The following is a 21,455-nucleotide window of genomic DNA, read 5'->3' on the forward strand; positions in this document are numbered from 1 at the left end:
ATAGCTAAGGACGGGCCATGTTTTAAGCCAAATTGTTGACTTAGCCTTCAGTGTTTAAAGCAGGGAAGCTTTTTACAAGCTCATCTACCGCTTTCATCTGTGCAAGGTAAGGCTCAAGTTTATCTAACGGCAGGGCGCAAGGGCCATCACACTTCGCCTCTGCGGGGTTTGGGTGGGCTTCTAAGAAGAGGCCCGCTATCCCTTGAGAAAGACCTGCGCGGGATAGCTGTGCCACCAATGCGCGACGCCCATCAGCAGAGTCTGAGCGACCACCTGGCATCTGCAAGGCGTGAGTTGCATCAAACATCACTGGGAAGCCAAATTCCTTCATAATAGAGAAACCAAGCATATCGACCACTAGGTTGTTATAGCCAAAAGCGGAACCTCGTTCGCATAGAATCAAGCGGCTGTTTCCGGCCTCTTGGCATTTATGCAGGATATGTTTCATCTCGTGAGGCGCGAGGAACTGCGCTTTTTTGATGTTGATTACCGCTCCGGTATCTGCCATCGCTTGCACGAGATCTGTTTGGCGAGAGAGAAACGCCGGTAGCTGAATGATGTCACACACTTCAGCGGTGGGGGCTGCTTGGTAAGGTTCGTGCACATCGGTAATAAGCGGAACATTAAATGTCTTTTTAACTTCTTCGAGAATCTTTAGGCCCTCATCAAGACCTGGGCCGCGAAAGGAGTTGAGGGAAGAGCGGTTAGCCTTATCAAACGAGGCTTTAAATACATAAGGTATGTCGAGCTTTTCCGTTACCTTGACGTAGTGCTCAGCAATACTCAGCGCCAAATCACGTGATTCAAGCACATTCATGCCGCCAAAAAGAACCATGGGCTTATCGTTGGAAATTTCGATATTGCCGACTGTAACCGTTTTTTGTTCCATAATGCTGCTCATTCCGAGTAAGACGTAAAGTCTGCATTATACGTTATACCGCTGTAAAATACGGCTCCCTTTTCTATGACAGTTAGGTGATACATGGCAGTTGATCAAGAGGTAGTACTGGGCAATTTCCAACAACTTTTAAGCGATATAGATACGCTCGTTATGGCGACGGTTGACTCTGACGGGACTCCCAATGCCAGCGTTGTACCCTATCTGCAATATGAGGATAGTTTTTACGTTTTGACGAGTGGTCTATCCGAGCACACTCAGCACTTGTTGAGTGAAAAAGATATTGGTGTGCTGGTATTACGGGATGAGCAAGACACACGAAATATTTTTGCTCGCGAGCGCATTTCGATGCGATGCGCAGTTGCGCAGGTTACGGAGAATCAAGAAGAGATACTGGATGGTATGGAAGCGCAGCTTGGAAAGACCGTAGGATTGTTGCGTACGCTACCTGATTTTACGCTCTTTCAGTTAAACCCTAAGAGCGTGCGTTACGTTGCAGGTTTTGGCAAAGCTTATACGGTGAGTTTGGACAAGCATAGCGCAACGTTGATCACAGGGGCATAGAGCGCAGTGGGTGGCTATACACTGCCACCCATCATCTCTACGATGACTGTTTTCACTAAAAATGCAGCGAGCCCTAAACCAAGAGCGAAAAACAGCACAAATGTACCGAACTTGCCTGCGTTAGAGCGCTTTGCAAGATCATAAATAATAAAGAAAACGAAACCGGCAAAAACAACCAAGCCGACATTGAGCATTAGCGCTTCAACTTCTGCGAGTCTCATATTAGAAAACCTGTATATACCTGACTGATTTGCTAGGAATTATAACGAGAAATTGAGCATATTTTCAACAATATTCAGAATCTTCTGAATTTTCACGTTGATGAGGAGTCTTTAGGTCGCTTTGAGCGGGCTTGGAAAAGTTTGAGCAGTGTTTAGCTAAGAAATGGTGGTGAGGGGTGGATTCGAACCACCGAAGCTTTCGCGTCAGATTTACAGTCTGATCCCTTTGGCCACTCGGGAACCTCACCTTGAAGGGGTGCGTATAATAGGCATTAAAAATATTTGTGTAAAGCAAATATTCGAAAAAATAGTGCTTTTTTTTGCATGAAATTGATTTGTGATTTTTTGTGATAAATTGAAAATTATTCTTCTAAAAACGCAATCGATTATTGCGTCCCATCGCGATCCCATCACAGCTGAAGATAGCCTTAAAGTGACGCGCTTGGCGCACACAAAATCCCGAAAATCAAGTATTGAAAAAAAAGGCTTTCCCTCTATATTTAGTGGCAACTTTTCGCTGATGCACTAGATGTTGTGTGTTTAATAGCCACTTGGCCACAATTTGTGGTTTGGTTTTTGGTGGTCTGTTAGAGCAGCGTAAACGTAACCCATTCATAGTGTTTGGTCTTAAGGAAACGTCAGGCCGAGCACCTAGTCGATAATTATTAGACGGAGCGGAAGAGCGTCGCTATGCAGCAAAATTTGATGGTTACTAAACGTGATGGACGCCTTGAAACGATTGATCTCGAAAAAATCCACCGTGTAGTCATCTGGGCAGCCCAGGGACTGGATCAAGTATCCCCTTCTGAAGTTGAACTCAAAGCACACTTACAGTTTTATGAAGGTATCCGAACGTCTGATATTCACGAGACGTTGATAAAATCTGCTGCAGACTTAATCTCTGAAACTGCACCTGACTATCAATATCTAGCTGCTCGTTTAGCTATCTTCCATCTGCGCAAGCGTGCCTTTGGTAGCTTCGATGTGCCACATCTGTTCGACCATGTTGCTGCGATGGTTGAATCCGGCCGCTATGACAAACACCTCATCGAAGACTACTCCAAAGAGGAGTTTGACGAGCTTAACAGCCATTTAGACCATAGCCGTGATATGAATTTCAGCTATGCGGCGGTGAAACAGCTGGAAGGTAAGTATCTGGTGCAAGATCGTGTTTCGGGTGATGTTTTTGAAAGCCCGCAGATCCTTTATATGTTGGTTGCTGCTTGTCTGTTTGCTGGCTATCCAAAAGAGACGCGTCTTGACTACGTGAAGCGCTTTTACGATGCGACATCGTTGTTCAAGCTGTCATTGCCAACGCCGATTATGTCGGGTGTGCGTACGCCTACGCGTCAGTTTAGTTCATGTGTATTGATCGAGTGTGGTGACAGCCTTGATTCTATCAATGCGACAGCAGGTGCGATCGTTAAGTACGTTTCGCAGCGTGCGGGTATTGGCGTTAACGCCGGCCGCATTCGTGCACTGGGTAGTCCAATTCGCAACGGTGAGGCGTTCCATACCGGCTGTATACCGTTTTATAAACACTTCCAAACGGCGGTTAAGTCTTGCTCGCAGGGCGGTGTGCGAGGCGGTGCAGCGACATTGTTTTACCCGATGTGGCACCTTGAAGTTGAATCCCTATTAGTTCTGAAGAACAATCGCGGCGTTGAAGAGAACCGTGTACGTCATCTGGACTATGGTGTGCAGCTCAATAAATTGATGTATCAGCGCTTGATCAAAGGTGGTGACATCACGCTATTTAGCCCTCACGAAGTACCTGGTTTGTACGATGCGTTCTTTGCTGATCAGGAAGAGTTCGAGCGTCTTTATGAAATGTACGAGAAAGACGACAGCATCCGTAAATCGACCGTTAAAGCTGTTGATCTGTTTGGCTTGCTTGCCTCAGAGCGGGCTTCTACTGGCCGTATCTACATTCAGAACGTAGACCACTGTAATACGCACAGTTCGTTCGATCCTGAGGTTGCACCAGTGAAACAGTCTAACCTCTGTCTTGAGGTTATCTTGCCAACGAAGCCGCTGAAAGAGATCAATGATCCGGAAGGCGAGGTTGCGCTATGTACGCTGTCTGCGTTCAACTTGGGTGCATTGGAGAGTCTAGATGAGTTGGAAGATCTTTCTGATCTTATAGTGCGTGCCCTTGATTCGCTGTTGGATTACCAAGATTACCCGATTATCGCAGCGGAGCTGACAACAAAAGCTCGTCGTACTCTGGGTGTTGGTGTAACTAACTACGCTTACTACCTGGCGAAGAACGGTGTTCGTTATTCAGACGGGTCTGCTAATGCGCTAACGCATCGTACATTTGAAGCGATTCAGTACTACATGCTCAAAGCGTCTAACCAGTTGGCGAAAGAGTTGGGTGCGTGTGAGAAGTTCAATGAAACGACATACGCTAAAGGTGTTCTGCCAATTGATACCTATAAGCGTGATATCGATGATTACTGTGAAGAGCCTTTGCAGTATTTCTGGGAAACATTGCGCGAAGATATTCGTGAGTTTGGTCTGCGTAACAGCACGCTAACGGCGCTTATGCCATGTGAAACATCATCTCAAATTACTAACTCCACGAATGGTATTGAGCCGCCACGAGGCTACGTGTCAGTTAAGGCGAGTAAAGATGGCATCATGAAACAGGTGGTTCCAGACTTCACTGAGCTGCGCGATAACTACGAATTACTCTGGAACATCGGTAGCAATGACGGCTACTTGCAGCTCGTGGGCATCATGCAGAAGTTTGTGGATCAGTCGATCTCTGCCAACACCAACTACGACCCAAGCATGTTCCCTGGCGAAAAAGTACCGATGAAGCAGCTGCTTAAGGATCTGTTGACCGCGTACAAGTATGGTCTTAAAACGCTCTACTACCACAACACGCGTGATGGTGCTCGTGATGAGCAAGATGATGGCTGCGCGAGCGGTGCCTGCAAGCTGTAATAGTCAGTTTTTGTAATCGCGGGGTTGTGTGCCCCGCAAAACCTTTGCCTTTTCTGCTGAACGAAACGAATATGTCTTACTCGACTTTTAATCCTACCTCTCATGATGCAACGTTGGAGCCAATGTTCTTTGGCCGTGGTGTGAATGTTGCGCGCTATGACAAACAGAAATATCCAATTTTCGAGAAGCTGATTGAGAAGCAGTTGTCATTCTTCTGGCGTCCAGAAGAGGTGGATCTATCTACCGACCGCAAAGACTTCATGAATATGCCGCCACATGAGCAGCATATCTTTCTCAGCAATCTTAAATATCAAACGCTACTCGACTCTGTGCAAGGGCGCTCGCCTAATGTTGCGTTTTTGCCGATCGTGTCGTTGCCCGAGTTGGAGACATGGTTCGAGACATGGGCGTTTAGCGAAACCATTCATAGTCGTTCTTATACGCACATCATCCGTAACATCATCACCGAGCCGTCTGAAGTGTTCGATACGATCGTGACAAATGATGAAATTATTAAACGTGCAGAATCGGTAACGCGCCTCTACGATGAGTTGATAGAGCTGACCTCTATCTACACAACCCATGGTGCGGGTGTACATACTTTTGATGGTAAGCGCTATGACGCTTCACTGTGGAACTTGAAGAAGAAGCTCTACTTGACGCTGGTGTCTGTGAACGTACTGGAGGCGATCCGTTTTTACGTGAGTTTCGCATGCTCGTTCGCGTTTGCTGAGCGCGCGGTGATGGAGGGTAACGCTAAGGTCATCAAGCTCATTGCGCGTGATGAAGCTTTGCATCTCACGGGTACGCAGCATATGCTCAATATCTTAGCATCGGGTGCTGATGACCCAGACTTTAAGCAGATTGCGGTGGAGTGTCGTCAGGAGGCTATCGCCATCTTTGCTGAAGCTGCTCAGCAAGAGAAGGAGTGGGCGAGCTACCTATTCCAAGATGGCTCCATGATTGGTCTAAATGCAAAGATTTTGAGCGATTATGTTGAGTATATTACCAACGTACGAATGAAGGCGTTGGGCTTTGAAGAGATGTTCCCATCGCGCCAGAATCCGCTCCCTTGGATGAACGCTTGGCTGGTCAGTGACAATGTACAGGTGGCGCCACAAGAGTCTGAAATTAGCTCTTACCTTGTTGGTCAGATCGACAACGAAGTTCAAGATGGCGACTTTGACGACTTCGATCTGTAAGCGAGAGTGCTATGTCGATACCACGGATTAAGGTTAATCATTTCCATACATTCTACTACCAATATGAGCCGACCTTGCTGGATGCGCTTGAGGTGCAGGAGATTCCTGCACCTTATAACTGCCGCGGTGGTTATTGTGGCTGCTGTAAAGTGCGGCTACTTGAAGGTGAGGTGGAGTATGTGCAGGAAAGCTTGCTTGATCTTCAGGATGACGAGGTGCTTACCTGCTGCTGTGTTCCCAAAACGCATATCGAAATAGAGCTGCCAGAAAGCTCGTAGTATTAACGGGTAGCGGTCGCTGCCCGTTTTTAATCCACATACTGGCCTGCTTGCACCTATTCTCTATCTAATCGCTGATAAGTTCCGAAGATTTTCTGCTGTCAATAAGAATATTTCTTTATTTTCAATGTGTTGTAGCGGTGTTTGTTTTTTGTTCAGATTGTTGGAAGATCGCGTATTTATTGGGCTGTAAGCGGTTATAAAAAAGTTACCCATGATTTTATCCACAGAATTTGTGGATAAGGTGCTACAGCTCAGTTTTCTCTTTGTATTCACATAGATCTTCTATTAAACAGCTACCACATTTTGGTTTTCTCGCGGTGCAAGTGTAGCGCCCATGGAGGATGAGCCAATGGTGAGCATCTAGCAAAAACTCCTTAGGGATGAGGCGCATTAATCGCTTCTCGACCTCGAGTACATTCTTACCCGCTGCGATACGCGTTCTGTTCGAAACTCTAAAAATATGCGTGTCGACCGCCATGGCTGGCTGACCGAAAGCGGTATTAAGCACCACATTTGCCGTCTTACGGCCAACGCCAGGCAGTGCTTCTAGTGCTTCGCGATTATCGGGCACTTGTGAATTATGTTCATCAATCAAAATTTTGCAGGTTTTGATGATGTTCTCTGCCTTTGCATTGTATAGCCCGATCGTTTTCACATAGCTCTTGAGCTTTTCCAGCCCTAGCGCGTAGATCGCTTCAGGGGTGTTGGCGACCGGGTATAGTTTGCGGGTTGCCTTATTCACGCCAACGTCTGTGGCTTGTGCAGACAGAATCACTGCGATTAAAAGCTCAAACGAAGAGTTGTATTCAAGCTCGGTGGTTGGGTGCGGATTGTCGTTCCGCCAGCGAGTAAAGATCTCGGTGCGCTTCTCTTTATTCATGAGATAGAGGTCAGGTTTTTAGCTGCAAAAGAGGGGGATAGTTAATCTTCCGTGCCGAGAATAGTCAATCGATCTCGCCCATTAGATTTAGACTGGTACAGCGCCTGATCAGCGAGCTGTATCCATTGTTCGTGAGTCTGGAAGCTATTACTGATTTCAGTTAGCCCCATGCTGATGGTGAAGTGGATTTCATCATTCAGGTGTTTAACCACAAGGCGGCTAATGCGGTCACGAAGACGTTCCGTTACGCGCAGCGATTGTTTGGCGTTACTATCGATGAGCAAGATTCCAAACTCTTCACCACCATAGCGCCCAACGATATCAGTCGTGCGCGTCACATCTTTCAAAATGGCAGCCATTTGGCGTAACACCTCGTCTCCGGCGGGGTGGCCGAAGTTGTCATTGATCTTTTTAAAGTGATCAATATCCATCATTAAGAGTGATGAAGGCGCTTGGGTACGTGAGAAACGATCAAACTCATGGCGTAGCCGGGCTTCCCAGAAGCCTCGATTATATAGCGATGTCAGCTGATCGGTTTGGCTAAGGTGCTGGAGCTGGGTGTTGGCTTCCTCCAGCCCGATTTTACCGATCGCTGCATCCGTAACGTCATAGATGATGATGCCAACATTCTCCACCTGTCCATCCGGCGACTTTAGCGGTATCAAGGTAGCATTTTGGTACATAAAGGGAGCCTCACCGGTAATCGGACGGTGGGGCTTAAATTTAAACAGGTAAGGGCGCTGTTCCCAAGTGATGAACGAGCGGTTCTTGAGCAAGAAGACCGAATCAATTTTGTGCCTGAGCCATTGACCAGGGAGTTCTGGAAATACCTCAAAGATATTGCGCTTGAAGAGCTTCGAATGCAGTAAACCTGAGTGGTTCTCCATGAAGGAGTTCCAAAGGTGGATCTGGTAGTCCTTGTTAAGCACGATCAGGCCAACATCTAGGGTTTGCAATAACCCGAGCTGGAGGTGTAGCTCGTCTATCTCGTGCCTGGGGCTGTTAGCGTTCATTCGAAAAAGCTAGCTCGTTCATTGAGTTCGTCCAGCGAATCTTCAGTAAAGAGGATAAGCAGGTCGCAGTTAATATTGTGCTCGGTGATGCGATAACTGATTTCGATTGAGAGCGTTTTCTCCCAACGGTGCTTGCTACTACTAATGTTGGGAGCCTCACCTTGCAAGCCCAGAATGACCGGGGCACTCGGATTTAACGAGACATCTAGCTGGATAGCCAAGCTGTTGAGAAATGCGCCGCTCAATACATTAGCAAGATCAATTAAGACCTCACGTTCGCCGCTTTCATTAATCTCTCCATCGTAGCGCAGCAAGCGCGCCATGTCTTGAATACTGGAGTTAGTAAACATCAGGAGGGCTTCACCAGCAATACCTGGGCCACTAAAGCCTTGGGTAACGGTGGCGCTCTGCTCGCGGCCAATGTGCTCGCGCAGAGCCATATCGAGCTCTTCGATACTAATGATGTTAACGCGTGGTATGGGGAGGTGCACAAACGCTTTCAAAAGTCGTGCTAGACGGTCACCTGCGCGACCCATGGCAACGTTTGAGATCTCTTGGTAGTAGCTCTTCAGGTCAACGGCAACATCGAGATGCTGAACGTTGGACTTTTCACCGGGCGAGAGTTCGTGCAGTAACCCGTACTGATGCAGAACATCGCTGAGTAGCTCTGCATTGATCGGTTTTTTGATGAAGTCGAGTGCGCCTAGGTTGCTTACTCTGGTATGAGCGTCAGGTTGGATATCACCGGAGACCACTAAGACAAGCGATTGGAGATCGTCACGGCGGATCCGCTCCAGAACTTGGTAACCATCCATGATGGGCATGTTAAGGTCGAGAAAGAGCAGGTCGCCTTTACCTTCTTTGATCGCCTCGATAGCTTCAAGACCATGCTCAGCGAAGGTAATAGATACGTTCCAATTTTCCAAACTGCGCGCCATTTGCTTGCGCGCTAGAGAGGAGTCGTCGCAAATTACAACGGGGATCGGGGCGCCCAAAAGCTTACTCCATAATCGCCTTAATCAGTCTTATAATTAAACTACTTATGAAGCAAAAAACAAACAACTATTTGTTTTTTCTCAAGTAGTCGCGGGCTATTGCGACTATTTTCATACTAGCTAATATTTCCAGTGACACGCACGCGACGGCTAGATGGCGCCTCTTCTTGAGTATTCTTGAGTGCTTGCTCTTTTAAACGGTTATCGATCACATTCTTTAGGGCGATCAATAAGCCCATACCAACGAACGCGCCGGGTGGAAGAATAGCAAAAAGGAAGCCTTTGTAGTCATCAACGAGGGTGATTTTCCAGTTTTCAGCAATTGGACCAAAAAGCAGCTGCATATCGGCAAAGAGTGTTCCTGCGCCCAGTGCTTCACGCATCGCACCAAGAACCACTAAAACAGCCGTAAAACCCAACCCCATCATGAGCCCATCCACCACAGAGGCTTTGACGGGGTTCTTGGACGCAAACGCATCGGCGCGGCCCATGATCACGCAGTTCGTTACGATGAGTGGAATAAAGATACCCAGTATTAAATACAGCTCGTAGGTGAGAGCTTGCATCAGCAGCTCAATGCACGTAACGAATGAGGCGATGATCATCACGAATACAGGCAAACGCACCGCTTCTGGCACGAACTGGCGGAACAAAGATACGGTAAGGTTAGAGCCAACCAGCACCAAGATACTGGCGATCCCTAAACTCAATGAGTTCACGACAGACGCTGTTACCGCCAATAGTGGACATAGGCCAAGCAGTTGGACGAGTGCAGGGTTGTTGTGCCAGAGTCCATCCAAGCTAATTTTTCGATAATCGATACTCATGATGAGGTGCTCTTTGCTGTCGGCGTTAACAATAACGTGCGCTGTGCATTGAAATAACGGATGGCTGCGGCTGTGGCATTGACGACTGCGCGCGGTGTGATCGTAGCGCCGGTGAACTGATCAAACTCACCCCCATCTTTTTTTACGGCCCAGCGAGGGTCGTTAGCCGCATCCATCGATTTGCCGTTAAAACTTAAAATCCAGTCGGACTTTTTCAGATCGATTTTGTCACCTAGCCCCGGTGTCTCTTTATGGGCTAATACGCGAACGCCAGCAACAGAGCTATCAGAGTTAACGCCAACGATGAGGTGAATGTCGCCACTGTAACCATCGGCTGCAATAACAGGAAGAATCACTGTTGTAACCTTGTCATCTTTGATCGCTTGGTAGGCGGTGCCTTCTGAATAACCGAGCGTCGGCGCCGCGATAGAGATTGCGTGGTCGAGCAAGTCGTTGTCGATGGTTTGGTTGGGCACAATTTCGTAGAGCGCCCGCGCTTCCTGCTCACGTTGATTCTCTGCAATGGTCTCTTTGGTGGCGACTTGTGTGATTGCAATCAAGCCTGCTGTCACGATAGCAAAGATCGAAATACCGAGCGTATTTTCACGTAATGAGGAGACTAAATTCACGAGGTCTTCTCCTTAGCGCCACGTTTTGCTTGTTTATGTCCGTAGGTTCGAGGCTGCGTATATTGGTCGATAAAGGGTGCTGCAAGGTTAAGCAAAAGCACTGAAAACGCGATAGCGTCCGGGTAGTTACCCCAGCTGCGAATCGTAAATACAAGCACACCAATGCCGATACCAAATACAATTTTTCCGCGGTTACTGGTTGCCGAAGAGACGGGGTCGGTGATGATAAAAAACGCCCCTAGCATGGTGCCGCCAACCGTTAAATGAAAGAATGGATCTGGGTAGCTGTCTGGCGCAACGAGATAAAATAGCGTCGAAATAACAGCGAGTGAGCCGAGAAACGCCGCGGGTGCGTGCCATGTGAAAATTTTCTTGTAGAGCAAGAAGATGCCGCCCATAAAATACGCTGCACTGACGGCATGCCAAGCACCGACGTTAGCTAAAACTGCGGAAGCGCGCCATGCCTCTTCGGTGGTTAAGCCGCCGCGGTGGCGCATCTCATCCAATGGTGTTGCGGCAGTGAATGCATCTGCTGTGTTACTCCAGCCACCAAAAATCAGCTGCAAAGTATCGGTGAATCCAGCAACATTCCAGCCTTCGCCTAACATCACAAAAGGCGCTGTCCAGCGGGTCATCTCCACTGGGAATGAAATCAGGACGAGTGCATAAGCGACCATGGCAGGGTTGAAGGGGTTTTGGCCCATGCCGCCGTACAGGTGCTTTGCAATCACAATGGCAACAAACACTGCCACTGCCGTCAGCCACCACGGGGCAAATGGGGGGAGTGCTAGTGCAATTAAGAACGCGGTGACAAGCGCGCTGTTATCCTTGAGGTAAAAGCTAACTGGGCGTGCTCGGGTTTTAACGCAAACCGCTTCAAAAGTGAGAGCGAGTAAACTTGCCCATGCGATATTGATCAAGGTGCCCCAGCCGAAGAAGAACGTCATCGCGATAACGCCAGGTATCGTTGCAAGCAGCACCAAGCGCATTACATCAGCGGTACTCGCTGGCTTATGGACGTGGGGTGATGTAATTCTAATTAGCGACATTAGTTAACGTTGTCCTACTCAAATTGACTTAGCGTGGTGTTGAGTTTATCGGCATGCTGTTGCGCACCGACAAGCTCTGTTTCCAACTCACGCAAGTCACTATCTTGTTCGCTTGCTTTCTTGATAGCGCGTTCAATTTTGGTAACCGCTGCACGTGCCATGGCAGCGTCAATCTTAAGCTGCTTCAGGTCGATGCCTTGCGCTGCGGCTTGTTCGATCTGTTTGGCCTCACCGGCTTCAAACGCTTGCTTGGCCTCATCGTGGCTCTGCGTTAAGCGGGCGACCTCGTCAGCCAGTGCGGTATCGTCAGGTGCTTCTGCCAATGCTTTCTCTGCTTTCTTTAGCTTGGTGCGCATAATCGACACCGTTTGCTTAAGTGCTTTTAAGTCGAGCTCTGGCTCGGCAGCGGGTTTCTCTGTGCTGCCTTTTACCGCTTGCAGCGCTGCTACCGCGTCTTGATATTTCTTCTCAAGCTTCTCGACGCCTGCGCGCATCTTATCAACGGCCGGGCTACCGCTGGCCTGTGCAGCAGTTAGCGCTTTTTGTGCTTTCTCTAACGTCTGTTTGGCTTTATCGACATCGGCTTGCAGCTCTGCTGTTTTGTCCTGTGGCTGTGCACTAGATGAGCCGGATTCGGCTGCATCAAATGCTGCTTGTGCAGCGGCGGCTTTTGCCTCTAGCTCCGCGACTGTTTTCGCCAGCTCATCTGCGTTGTCTGCGCCTTGTTCTTGGGCAAGAGCGAGGGCGCTTTGCGCCTTTTTAAGCTTCGTGCGTGCAACGGCTGCAGCGGTCTTCAGCTGTTTGGTATCAGGTGCTGCTGGGGCACTCGTGCCGCTATCTGCTTGCTCGAGTGCTTGCTGCGCTGCGTCTGCCTTTTGAGTTAGCTCTTTGACCGTTGCTCGCAGTGCATCGAGGTCGTCTTGGCCTTTCTCCTCGGCGCTAGCAAGGGCTTTTTCAGCTTTCTTGAGTTTGGTACGCGCAACCGCAGCGGCGGTTTTTAACTGTTTGGTATCAACGGCCGGTTTTGCTGCGTCAGTTTGGCCTACTTCCGCGCTGGCCAATGCTGCAGCTGCTTTGTCAGAGGCTTGTTGGGCCTGCTGAAATTGCAGGTCCAGCTGGGCGATATCGTCGCCACCATCTGCTTTCGCTTTATCGAGTGCGGTTTGCGCTTTTTTCAGTTTGGTGCGTGCGACCGCTGCGGCAGTTTTAAGTTTTTTGAGCTCATCTTCAGACGATGCAGGTTGGCTGACAGGTGCAGCCGCTTTCTGCGCTTGTGCTTTTGCGGCGTCTGCGGCACGGGCTTTGCGGCGCGCTTCTTTCTCGAGCTTCTCTTGCTCTTGACGCGCGAGGCGTGCTTCAAAACGCTGCTTAGCCAACTCAGCTTTACGCTGCTCGGCTTCTTCGTTACGGATCTCGCTTTTCGCAAAACGGTAGTATTGAACCAGCGGGATGCTACTTGGGCAAACGTAAGCGCAAGCGCCGCACTCAATGCAATCGAACAAATTGTGGTGTTTGGCTTTATCCAGTTCACGGCTTTTAGCAAACCAGTGTAACTGTTGTGGCAGCAACTCTGCTGGGCAGACTTGTTCACACATACCACAGCGTATACAGGCTTGCGCAGGCGGGGCTGGTGGCATCTCGTCAGCGGTTGCGGCAATAACGCAGTTCGATGTTTTGATAACAGGGATGGAGCCATCGTTGATGGTGAATCCCATCATCGGACCACCGCAGACCAAGCGGCTAAGCGCGTTGCGATCAACGTCGGCCGCTTCCAGTAGCGTATCAAACGGAGTGCCGATCAGAGCCTCGAAGTTTTGCGGTTTGCGTGCTGCATCGCCGGTGATCGTTACAATACGTGAGATGAGCGGCTTACCATCAAATACTGCATCGCTGATCGCCGCAGCGGTACCGACGTTTTGGCAGACGATACCCACATCAGCAGGGATTCCTCCGCTGGGTACCTCGACACCCGTGAGCAACTTAATCAGCTGCTTTTCGCCGCCCGAAGGATACTTTGTGGGCACCACAACAATATCGATGTTAAGCGGGTGGCCTTTAAGTTGCTCTTCAAGCACACGGATGGCGTGCGCTTTATTATCTTCGATCCCGATCACAACATGGTGTGGTTTGAGCAGGTGGTGGATCACTTCAATCCCGCGCACGATGCGATCTGCGCGTTCGCGCATCAGCATATCATCGGCAGTGATGTAAGGCTCACACTCCGCCGCATTGATGATCAATGTGTTGACGATATGGTCATCGCCCAGATGCAGCTTTACATCTGTTGGGAAGCCTGCGCCCCCCATCCCAGCAATCCCTTTATCGCGGATAAAGTCGATCAGCTCAGGCTTGGAAAGAGCGGTGTAGTCAGCAAGGCCTTGGGTCTCACTCCACTGCTCTTGGCCATCGGTTTCAATCACGACGCACTGGGCCGACAGCCCTGACGCATGAGGAACCGGCTGCATGCTGATATCGACGACTTTCCCTGATGTTGGGGCGTGGACAGAAGCGCTAATGCGGCCTTCGGCGGCAGCAATCATCTGCCCCTTAAGCACCTGATCTCCCACATTGACCAACACTTTAGCGGGTATGCCAATGTGCTGCTGAATCGGGACAGTCAGCACCGCTGGAATAGGCGCGGTTGCAATAGGTGTGCGTGTGGACTGCTTCTTGTTTTCTGGTGGGTGGATGCCACCATGAAACGCAAACACTTTACCCATTATGCTGCTCCCCGCTGTTCAGTGCCGCGGCCTGCGTCGGTTGCGATGAGCTCAATACCTGGGCGTGGAGCATCCCATTTCCAGTTATTTAGCGTGGTTTCTAGTGGCAGCATATCAATACAGTCTACAGGGCAAGGTTCAACGCAAAGGTCACAGCCGGTGCATTCAGCGGTGATCACGGTGTGCATCTGCTTCGCCGCTCCTAAAATAGCGTCTACTGGGCAGGCTTGGATGCACTTAGTACAACCGATACATTCATCTTCACGAATGTAGGCGACTTTTTTAACGGTTTCTTCAACGGCATCAAGGGGCACGGCTTCAACATCAAGCAGGTCGGCTAATGCCTCGACGGTGCTTTGGCCACCTGGAGGGCACTTGTTGATGGCATCGCCGTTAGCAATGGCTTCAGCATAGGGGCGACAGCCCGGATATCCGCATTGGCCGCACTGAGTTTGCGGCAGTAGTCCGTCGATCTGGTCAACAATCGGGTTGCCTTCGACTTTAAATTTAACAGCTGCGTAGCCGAGGATTATGCCAAATACCGCAGCTAATCCGAGCAATACGCAAATTGCGATAACAACAGTACTCATCAATAGCTCCTGCTTAGAACTTAACTAAGCCGGTAAAGCCCATAAAGGCTAGGGACATCAGGCCGGCGGTCACCATACCAATGGCCGCGCCACGAAACGGTGTAGGTACATCCGCAACAGCAACACGTTCGCGAATGGCAGAGAAAAGAATAAGTGCAAGCGAGAAACCTACAGCCGCACCAAAGCCGTAAAAGATCGATTCAATAAAGCTGTTCTGCTTTTTGATGTTTAGCAGCGCAACACCGAGCACTGCACAGTTCGTTGTGATCAGCGGCAGGAAGATACCTAGCACTTTATAGAGTAGGGGGCTGGTTTTATGCACCACCATCTCGGTGAACTGCACCACCACGGCGATCACAAGAATGAAGGAGATCGTTTTTAAGTAGCCAAGCTCAAACGGTGCCAATAAATAGGTGTACACCAAGTAGCTACAAACAGACGACAGCGTCAGAACGAACGTGGTTGCCAACGACATGCCCATCGCGGTTTCAAGCTTATTCGACACACCCATAAACGGGCACAGTCCAAGAAACTGCACGAGCACGAAGTTGTTCACTAAAACGGTACTGACAAGAATGAGTAGGAAGTCTGTCATGATCTCAATCTAACGCTGAAAACGTCTGTGATAAACCTTAATATTAGAAGTGTCTGATTTTATATTACATTCTGTTCAGAATGGATGTTAAAGGCTTGACCTAACTCAATAAGAGCGTTGGCAGCACCAACGCTCTTACGAGACGCGGCATTATATCAGATTCTTATCCTTTAGCTCGGCTAACACATTGCGTACTTGTACGATACTGTCTTCGGTATCGTTCAGTTCGATTGTGATATCCGCCTGCGCCAGGTTAACAGTGCTGATAACGATTAAGCCTTGGCTCTTCAGTAGCTCTGCTGCAACGGCGGCAGATACCGGAGCGTCGTTCACCAGTGTTGCAACGGCGCGGCCTTGCTCGAACAGCGCTTTTTCTAGCGTGTAGGCGATCGCGAGTGCTTGCTGGCTGCCCGATAGCTGCAACGTTGTCGCTTGCTGGCCAAAACGGCGGGCTTTCGCTGTTGTGCTAACCGCTGGCGCGTCCTCTAGCGTGATCTCTTGCGCGGCTTGCGCCCCGATAATCATACCTGCAGCGACGGTGCCGTTGGTCAGGCGATCAACCACGATGAATGAGCCAGTGCCACGAAACGCTTTGTAGCTATCCGATAAAATCGAGCGCTCTAAGGTTAACTCACAGACACCGATCTCGTTTAGGGCCAGTGATGCTGCATCAGAGCGTTCCAGTGTATTGACGTCGATCTGGTGGCGAATCGCGGTAATGGATCCCGCTACACGCCCTGTGAGCAGCTTGATCTCGTAGTTTTTGCCGGGCACTAACGCATCTTCTGACATCCAAACGAGCGTCGCGTCAAAGCGGTTTGTTGGCTCTGGCACGGCATGGCTGTGCACGATCACGTCGCCGCGGGAGATATCGATCTCATCCTCTAGCGTGAGTGTCACAGACATGGGTGGGTATGCTTCTTCTAGCTCGCCATCAAAGGTCACGATCGACTTAACGCGTGAAGATTTGCCCGAAGGCAGCACGGTAACCTCATCACCCGGCCTTACTACACCTGATGTCAGGGTGCCGCAGTAGCCGCGGAAATCGAGGTTAGGGCGGTTAACGTACTGCACCGGAAAGCGCAGCGTATCGAAGTTGTAGTCGTTGGCGATCTCGACGTTTTCGAGCGTCTCCATCAGCGGTTCGCCTTGGTACCAAGGCATATTGTCAGAGCTGTTAACCACGTTATCGCCGTTCAGTGCTGACAGCGGCACAAACTTCACATCAGGCAGATCGAGCTGCGCTGCGAACGCCAAGTATTCGGCTTTGATCTCTTCGTAACGTGCTTCGCTGAACTCAACAAGGTCCATTTTGTTGATCGCAACGATCGTGTGCTTAATACCCAGTTGAGACACAATAAAGCTGTGGCGTTTGGTCTGAATCTGCACACCGTGGCGAGCATCGATCAGGATGATTGCAAGGTCGCATGTGGATGCGCCTGTTGCCATGTTGCGCGTGTACTGTTCGTGCCCTGGTGTGTCTGCGATGATGAATTTGCGCTTCGCCGTTGAGAAGTAGCGGTAGGCTACATCAATGGTGATGCCTTGTTCGCGTTCTGCTTGCAGGCCATCTACGAGTAGCGCGAGGTCAAGCGCATCACCCGCGTTACCTACCCGCGCATTGTCGTTTTTGATGGCGGCGAGTTGATCTTCATAGATCATTTTTGAGTCGTGCAAAAGGCGGCCGATCAATGTGGATTTGCCGTCGTCTACGCTACCGCACGTTAGGAAGCGCAGTAGCTCTTTGTTTTCGTGTTGCTGCAGATACGCTTCGATATCTGTTGCGATTAGGTCAGATTGGTGGCTCATGTTAACACTCTTCTTGTCGAATTCGGTGGTTTAGCGTGTGATGAAAAAGGGCGGTTAGAAGTAACCTTCCATCTTTTTCTTCTCCATAGAACCTGCCGAATCGTGGTCGATTGCGCGGCCCTGACGTTCTGATGTTGTGGTGAGCAGCATCTCTTGAATAATCTCTTGCAGCGTATCCGCCTCTGAATCAACTGCACCGGTAAGTGGGTAGCAGCCCAGTGTACGGAAACGTACTTTGCGCAGCTCTGGCTCTTCGCCCGGTTGCAGCGGCAAACGCTCATCATCCACCATGATCATCATGCCATCGCGGTTAACGACGGGGCGCTCAGCGGCGAAGTACAGTGGAACAATCGGGATGCTCTCTAGGTAGATGTATTGCCAGATATCTAGCTCGGTCCAGTTAGAGAGTGGGAATACACGGATGCTTTCACCTTGATCAACACGCGTATTAAAGATGTTCCACAGCTCAGGGCGTTGGTTCTTTGGATCCCAACGGTGGAACTGATCGCGGAACGAGAACACCCGCTCTTTCGCACGGGACTTCTCTTCATCGCGGCGTGCACCACCAAATGCGGCATCAAACTTGTACTTATCCAGTGCTTGTTTGAGTGCTTGGGTTTTCATGATGTCAGTGTGCTTTGATGAGCCATGAGTGAAGGGGCCAACGCCCATCTCTACACCTTCTTCATTAATATGCACGATCAGGTCCATGCCCGCTTCTTTCGCCATTTTGTCGCGGAACTGGATCATCTCCTTGAACTTCCACGTGGTATCAACGTGCATCAGCGGAAACGGTGGATTACCAGGAAAGAATGCTTTGCGAGCAAGGTGCAGCATCACCGCAGAGTCTTTACCGATGGAGTACAGCATAACCGGGTTATCAAACTCGGCTGCAACTTCGCGAATGATTTGGATGCTCTCAGCTTCCAATTGCTTTAAATGGGTAAGACGGCGCTCTGGTATTGATGTCATCAGCTTCAGCCTGCTCGGTTTCTCGTGTGTTGTTAGGGCCTGTAGACAGGGCTCCCGTAATTTTCGACGCATTATTGCAGAGCGTTATATATTTCAAAAGTAATAAATATTCATCTTTATATTTCCTTTTGTTATATATGATGGATTGATTTTTTAATTCAAAAATAGAATAACAAAATAGAAATTTATTATTTTGGGTTATATTGGTGCATCGGTATTATGCCCACTTCGTTAGTGTGGCATTAGATAGGTAACGCATATATGGAACTGGCCTACAGTTTTGCAGGGTTAGTAGTGGGCTTCATCGTCGGCCTGACCGGTATTGGTGGCGGCGCATTAATGACACCTATCTTGATCGTGATTTTTGGTATCCCGCCCGTGGTGGCGGTAAGTACCGACCTTTTATATGCGGCACTTACGAAAGCAGGCGGTGTTTTTGCCTATGCGCGCAAGCAACTGGTGCAGTGGCGCGTTGTGTTGCTGCTGTTGGCCGGCAGTATTCCCGGCAGTTTGCTTACGCTTGAGTATTTAAAGAGTTTAGAAGAGCTATCCAGCATCGAGACGCTAATGAACCTGACGCTGGGTATCTCGCTGATCTTAACCTCAATCGCCGTGTTTGCGCGTAACCGCATTCGCGACTTGGCATTACGAGTGGAAGATCGGCCTTGGGTGCAGGTGTTTCGTCGCGCTCGCCCGATGATCACGGTGACTGCCGGATTGGTTTTAGGCGGTCTTGTGACGTTGTCATCAGTGGGTGCGGGGGCACTGGGTACGGCGCTGCTGATTACTCTGTATCCACGCATGAGCATGCAGAACATTGTTGGTACCGACCTCGTACACGCTGTGGTACTGACCGGTGTGGCTGGAGCGGGGCACTATACGATGGGTAATGTCGATATGGAGCTATTGGCATTCCTGCTGTTGGGATCGTTACCGGGGGTATTCCTTGGCAGCCATCTAGGCGCACGACTATCACCTCAGGTGATGCAGCCCATTATGGGGTCGGTGCTACTGGCGATTGGACTACGCTTTGTCCTCGCCAGCTAATAACTAAAAACGTTGAATTTCAGGAATCAGAAAACGGCAGCTTGCTGCCAAAATGGGTGAATCATTCATGTATCAGTATAACGAAGTAGACCAGAAGTTGGTTGATGAGCGGGTAGAACAGTACCGCGATCAAACGCGCCGTTTTCTGGCAGGCGAGCTACCAGAGGATGAGTTCCTGGCGCTGCGATTGATGAACGGCCTTTATATACAACGCCAAGCACCCATGCTGCGAGTTGCGATTCCATATGGACTAATGTCTTCGCTTCAGTTGCGTAAATTGGCTCATATCGCGCGTACCTACGATAGAGGCTATGGCCATATCACGACGCGTACCAATATCCAGTACAACTGGCCTAAGCTTGAAGAGGTTCCAGATATTCTGGCAGAGCTTGCCGAAGTACAGATGCACGCTATCCAAACATCGGGTAACTGTATTCGTAACACCACAACGGACCCGTACTCCGGTGTCTCTGCGAACGAGCTTGAAGACCCACGTCCGTACTGTGAAATTATCCGCCAATGGTCGACGATGCACCCTGAGTTTGCTTACCTGCCGCGTAAGTTCAAGATCGCGGTAACGGGTGGCCCGGAAGACCGTGCTGCATCGCAGGTGCACGATATTGGTCTGCACTTGGTCAAAAACGAAGCGGGTGAAATCGGCTTTGAAGTGTTGGTGGGTGGCGGTCTTGGCCGTACACCAGTGGTGGGTAAAGTGGTGAAATCCTTCCTACCTAAACAGCACTTGTTGTCTTACTTGGATGCCATCCTACGTGTTTACAACATGAATGGCCGCCGTGACAACAAGTACAAAGCACGTATTAAGATTCTCGTGAATGCACTGGGTGTGGAGGAGTTCTCGCGCTTGGTGGAAGAGGAGTGGGCGTTCTCACGTGATGGGGAGCTAACGCTGACTGAGGCCGAGATTGAACGCTCGAAATCCTTCTTTAAACCCTTCGATTACGATGCAGATGCCGCGAATGACACCACGCTGGATGAAAAACTCGCCGCTGATAAATCGTTTGCAGCTTGGTATGAGCGTAACACCGTCGAGCACAAGCAAGCGGGCTATCGTATCGTGGTGCTATCGCTGAAGCCTTATCTCAAAGCGCCGGGTGATATCACCGATGCGCAGATGGACTTGGTCGCAGACCTTGCTGATCGCTACAGCTTTGGTGAAATTCGTTCGACACACGATCAGAACCTCGTGTTGGCCGATGTGAAAAAAGCCGATCTTTACGCGCTTTGGCAGGTTGCAGACAGTGCCGACCTCGCCCGCGCTAACGTGGGCACACTAACGGATATGATCTGCTGCCCAGGATTCGATTTCTGTGCACTGGCGAACGCGAAAACACTGAACATTGCCGATCAGATCAACGAGAAGTTTGATGATCTCGACTACCTCTATGATCTGGGCAAAATTAACCTGAACATGTCTGGCTGTATCAACGCCTGTGGCCACCACCATGTGGGTGATATCGGCATTCTAGGTGTCGATAAGAAAGGTGAAGACTGGTACCAGATCACCTTGGGTGGCTCATCTAAAGAGGACGCCCGTTTGGGTAAAATCTTAGGTAAGGCCGTTGCTGCTGATCAAGTAGCAGACACGCTCGAGAAGATCCTTGCCGTTTATCTCGAACAACGCCAAGAAGAAGAAAGTTTTGCTGATGCCTACCAGCGTTTGGGTATCCAGCCATTTAAGGAGAGAGTCTATGCCGCTGCTCATTAATCAAACCGTCGTTACGGATGAATGGGTACGCCTTGACGCGGACCAGCTTGAGGCTAATCCTGAGCTACCCGAAGGTAAAGTGATCGTCCCGTTTACCTATTTCCTAGCGAACCAAGATGCACTGGCGGCTAGCGAAGCGCTGGGTGTTTGCGTCAATGGTGATGATGATATCGTTGCCCTGCGCGAGCAACAGCAGCGCTTTGCCGTGATCGCTATCGACTTTCCAGTACTGCGTGATGGCCGTGGATTTAGCATCGCACGTTACCTTGCGCGTGATGGGTTTAAAGGTCAGATCCGCGCGGTTGGCGATGTTTCACGAGATCGCTTGGGTTACATGGATAGCTGCGGCTTTACTGCATACGAGCTTTCTGAAGATCGCTTCACACCTGAAGATGTGGCAGCCTTCACCGAGATGAGCGTTAACTATCAAGGATCGGTGGCAGATCCACGTCCTATCTTCCGCCGCTGAGCACAAAGGAGAGTTA

The 21,455-nt window shown here is 49.8% G+C and carries 20 protein-coding genes and 1 tRNA gene; 7 read left to right on the top strand and 14 right to left on the bottom strand.

Annotated features, from left to right (window positions below):
* Window positions 1-40: 40 nt before the first annotated feature.
* Window positions 41-889 (bottom strand): 3-deoxy-8-phosphooctulonate synthase, encoded by an 849-nt coding sequence (gene kdsA, locus E4L36_RS06295; protein WP_127695667.1) that lies wholly within the window; start codon window positions 887-889, stop codon window positions 41-43.
* A gap of 93 nt (window positions 890-982) precedes the next feature.
* Here kdsA and E4L36_RS06300 point away from each other — a divergent pair, with 93 nt between their 5' ends.
* On the top strand, window positions 983-1,462 hold the full coding sequence (locus E4L36_RS06300; protein WP_136679905.1) for a pyridoxamine 5'-phosphate oxidase family protein: 480 nt from the start codon (window positions 983-985) through the stop codon (window positions 1,460-1,462).
* 14 nt (window positions 1,463-1,476) lie between these two features.
* Here the strand turns inward: E4L36_RS06300 and E4L36_RS06305 are convergent, their stop codons facing one another.
* On the bottom strand, window positions 1,477-1,683 hold the full coding sequence (locus E4L36_RS06305) for a DUF2788 domain-containing protein (protein WP_127695671.1): 207 nt from the start codon (window positions 1,681-1,683) through the stop codon (window positions 1,477-1,479).
* A 164-nt stretch (window positions 1,684-1,847) separates the two neighbouring features.
* Window positions 1,848-1,931: transfer RNA gene (locus E4L36_RS06310), tRNA-Tyr, on the bottom strand.
* Window positions 1,932-2,373: 442 nt separating this feature from the next.
* Between E4L36_RS06310 and nrdA the strand changes: the two genes are divergently transcribed.
* The 3 genes from nrdA to yfaE all read left to right on the top strand — a co-directional run bounded on the left by nrdA (window position 2,374) and on the right by yfaE (window position 6,115).
* Window positions 2,374-4,635 (top strand): class 1a ribonucleoside-diphosphate reductase subunit alpha, encoded by a 2,262-nt coding sequence (gene nrdA / locus E4L36_RS06315; RefSeq protein ID WP_136679907.1) that lies wholly within the window; start codon window positions 2,374-2,376, stop codon window positions 4,633-4,635.
* Window positions 4,636-4,706: 71 nt separating this feature from the next.
* Window positions 4,707-5,837, top strand: coding sequence for a class Ia ribonucleoside-diphosphate reductase subunit beta (nrdB, locus tag E4L36_RS06320; protein ID WP_127695675.1), 1,131 nt, complete (start codon window positions 4,707-4,709; stop codon window positions 5,835-5,837).
* A gap of 11 nt (window positions 5,838-5,848) precedes the next feature.
* A complete protein-coding gene (gene yfaE / locus E4L36_RS06325) occupies window positions 5,849-6,115 on the top strand; it encodes a class I ribonucleotide reductase maintenance protein YfaE (protein ID WP_127695677.1) in 267 nt (88 codons plus the stop codon).
* 247 nt (window positions 6,116-6,362) lie between these two features.
* On the opposite strand, the gene nth is transcribed toward yfaE, so the two are convergent.
* The 11 genes from nth to cysD form a co-directional block, all read right to left on the bottom strand.
* Window positions 6,363-6,998, bottom strand: coding sequence for an endonuclease III (gene nth, locus E4L36_RS06330; protein WP_136679909.1), 636 nt, complete (start codon window positions 6,996-6,998; stop codon window positions 6,363-6,365).
* 41 nt (window positions 6,999-7,039) lie between these two features.
* The gene (locus E4L36_RS06335) at window positions 7,040-8,011 is read right to left on the bottom strand and encodes a sensor domain-containing diguanylate cyclase (RefSeq protein ID WP_136679911.1); all 972 of its coding nucleotides are present in this window, start codon (window positions 8,009-8,011) and stop codon (window positions 7,040-7,042) included.
* A complete protein-coding gene (locus E4L36_RS06340) occupies window positions 8,008-9,006 on the bottom strand; it encodes a response regulator (RefSeq protein ID WP_240770682.1) in 999 nt (332 codons plus the stop codon). The genes E4L36_RS06335 and E4L36_RS06340 overlap by 4 nt, the downstream gene beginning before the upstream one ends.
* A 116-nt stretch (window positions 9,007-9,122) precedes the next feature.
* Window positions 9,123-9,833, bottom strand: a complete 711-nt coding sequence (locus E4L36_RS06345) for an electron transport complex subunit E (RefSeq protein ID WP_127695685.1) — start codon at window positions 9,831-9,833, stop codon at window positions 9,123-9,125.
* The gene (gene rsxG / locus E4L36_RS06350) at window positions 9,830-10,462 is read right to left on the bottom strand and encodes an electron transport complex subunit RsxG (RefSeq protein WP_136679913.1); all 633 of its coding nucleotides are present in this window, start codon (window positions 10,460-10,462) and stop codon (window positions 9,830-9,832) included. The genes E4L36_RS06345 and rsxG overlap by 4 nt, the downstream gene beginning before the upstream one ends.
* Entirely contained in the window at window positions 10,459-11,511 is a 1,053-nt protein-coding gene (rsxD, locus tag E4L36_RS06355; RefSeq protein WP_136679915.1) for an electron transport complex subunit RsxD, read from the bottom strand. The genes rsxG and rsxD overlap by 4 nt, the downstream gene beginning before the upstream one ends.
* A gap of 14 nt (window positions 11,512-11,525) precedes the next feature.
* Window positions 11,526-14,231: an electron transport complex subunit RsxC gene (rsxC, locus tag E4L36_RS06360; protein WP_136679917.1), complete on the bottom strand. Its 2,706-nt coding sequence runs from the start codon at window positions 14,229-14,231 to the stop codon at window positions 11,526-11,528.
* A complete protein-coding gene (gene rsxB / locus E4L36_RS06365; RefSeq protein ID WP_127695693.1) occupies window positions 14,231-14,821 on the bottom strand; it encodes an electron transport complex subunit RsxB in 591 nt (196 codons plus the stop codon). Before rsxB ends, rsxC begins: the two co-directional genes overlap by 1 nt.
* 13 nt (window positions 14,822-14,834) lie before the next feature.
* Complete coding sequence (gene rsxA, locus E4L36_RS06370) at window positions 14,835-15,416, bottom strand: electron transport complex subunit RsxA (protein ID WP_127695695.1); 582 nt, start codon at window positions 15,414-15,416, stop codon at window positions 14,835-14,837.
* 150 nt (window positions 15,417-15,566) lie between these two features.
* Window positions 15,567-17,225 (bottom strand): sulfate adenylyltransferase subunit CysN, encoded by a 1,659-nt coding sequence (gene cysN / locus E4L36_RS06375; protein WP_136679919.1) that lies wholly within the window; start codon window positions 17,223-17,225, stop codon window positions 15,567-15,569.
* A 54-nt stretch (window positions 17,226-17,279) separates the two neighbouring features.
* A complete protein-coding gene (cysD, locus tag E4L36_RS06380; RefSeq protein ID WP_127695699.1) occupies window positions 17,280-18,197 on the bottom strand; it encodes a sulfate adenylyltransferase subunit CysD in 918 nt (305 codons plus the stop codon).
* Between the two features lie 261 nt (window positions 18,198-18,458).
* Between cysD and E4L36_RS06385 the strand changes: the two genes are divergently transcribed.
* From E4L36_RS06385 to E4L36_RS06395, 3 genes are all read left to right on the top strand, one after another.
* A complete protein-coding gene (locus E4L36_RS06385; protein ID WP_127695701.1) occupies window positions 18,459-19,244 on the top strand; it encodes a sulfite exporter TauE/SafE family protein in 786 nt (261 codons plus the stop codon).
* 67 nt (window positions 19,245-19,311) lie between these two features.
* Window positions 19,312-20,970, top strand: coding sequence for a nitrite/sulfite reductase (locus tag E4L36_RS06390; protein ID WP_136679920.1), 1,659 nt, complete (start codon window positions 19,312-19,314; stop codon window positions 20,968-20,970).
* Window positions 20,954-21,439: a DUF934 domain-containing protein gene (locus E4L36_RS06395; protein WP_136679921.1), complete on the top strand. Its 486-nt coding sequence runs from the start codon at window positions 20,954-20,956 to the stop codon at window positions 21,437-21,439. Before E4L36_RS06390 ends, E4L36_RS06395 begins: the two co-directional genes overlap by 17 nt.
* Window positions 21,440-21,455 lie beyond the last annotated feature (16 nt).

This window comes from Neptunomonas sp. XY-337 (assembly GCF_004959845.1).
GTDB lineage: Bacteria > Pseudomonadota > Gammaproteobacteria > Pseudomonadales > Balneatricaceae > Neptunomonas > Neptunomonas marina.

What these genes read in the sequence shown, in the direction of transcription:
- E4L36_RS06305 (WP_127695671.1), bottom strand. Translation starts at nt 1,683, where the DNA reads ATGAGACTCGCAGAAGTTGAAGCGCTAATGCTCAATGTCGGCTTGGTT.
- cysN (WP_136679919.1), bottom strand. Translation starts at nt 17,225, where the DNA reads ATGAGCCACCAATCTGACCTAATCGCAACAGATATCGAAGCGTATCTG.
- E4L36_RS06335 (WP_136679911.1), bottom strand. Translation starts at nt 8,011, where the DNA reads ATGAACGCTAACAGCCCCAGGCACGAGATAGACGAGCTACACCTCCAG.
- rsxC (WP_136679917.1), bottom strand. Translation starts at nt 14,231, where the DNA reads ATGGGTAAAGTGTTTGCGTTTCATGGTGGCATCCACCCACCAGAAAAC.
- nrdB (WP_127695675.1), top strand. Translation starts at nt 4,707, where the DNA reads ATGTCTTACTCGACTTTTAATCCTACCTCTCATGATGCAACGTTGGAG.
- E4L36_RS06395 (WP_136679921.1), top strand. Translation starts at nt 20,954, where the DNA reads ATGCCGCTGCTCATTAATCAAACCGTCGTTACGGATGAATGGGTACGC.
- E4L36_RS06385 (WP_127695701.1), top strand. Translation starts at nt 18,459, where the DNA reads ATGGAACTGGCCTACAGTTTTGCAGGGTTAGTAGTGGGCTTCATCGTC.
- nrdA (WP_136679907.1), top strand. Translation starts at nt 2,374, where the DNA reads ATGCAGCAAAATTTGATGGTTACTAAACGTGATGGACGCCTTGAAACG.
- cysD (WP_127695699.1), bottom strand. Translation starts at nt 18,197, where the DNA reads ATGACATCAATACCAGAGCGCCGTCTTACCCATTTAAAGCAATTGGAA.
- rsxB (WP_127695693.1), bottom strand. Translation starts at nt 14,821, where the DNA reads ATGAGTACTGTTGTTATCGCAATTTGCGTATTGCTCGGATTAGCTGCG.
- rsxD (WP_136679915.1), bottom strand. Translation starts at nt 11,511, where the DNA reads ATGTCGCTAATTAGAATTACATCACCCCACGTCCATAAGCCAGCGAGT.
- E4L36_RS06300 (WP_136679905.1), top strand. Translation starts at nt 983, where the DNA reads ATGGCAGTTGATCAAGAGGTAGTACTGGGCAATTTCCAACAACTTTTA.
- E4L36_RS06345 (WP_127695685.1), bottom strand. Translation starts at nt 9,833, where the DNA reads ATGAGTATCGATTATCGAAAAATTAGCTTGGATGGACTCTGGCACAAC.
- nth (WP_136679909.1), bottom strand. Translation starts at nt 6,998, where the DNA reads ATGAATAAAGAGAAGCGCACCGAGATCTTTACTCGCTGGCGGAACGAC.
- rsxA (WP_127695695.1), bottom strand. Translation starts at nt 15,416, where the DNA reads ATGACAGACTTCCTACTCATTCTTGTCAGTACCGTTTTAGTGAACAAC.
- kdsA (WP_127695667.1), bottom strand. Translation starts at nt 889, where the DNA reads ATGGAACAAAAAACGGTTACAGTCGGCAATATCGAAATTTCCAACGAT.
- E4L36_RS06390 (WP_136679920.1), top strand. Translation starts at nt 19,312, where the DNA reads ATGTATCAGTATAACGAAGTAGACCAGAAGTTGGTTGATGAGCGGGTA.
- yfaE (WP_127695677.1), top strand. Translation starts at nt 5,849, where the DNA reads ATGTCGATACCACGGATTAAGGTTAATCATTTCCATACATTCTACTAC.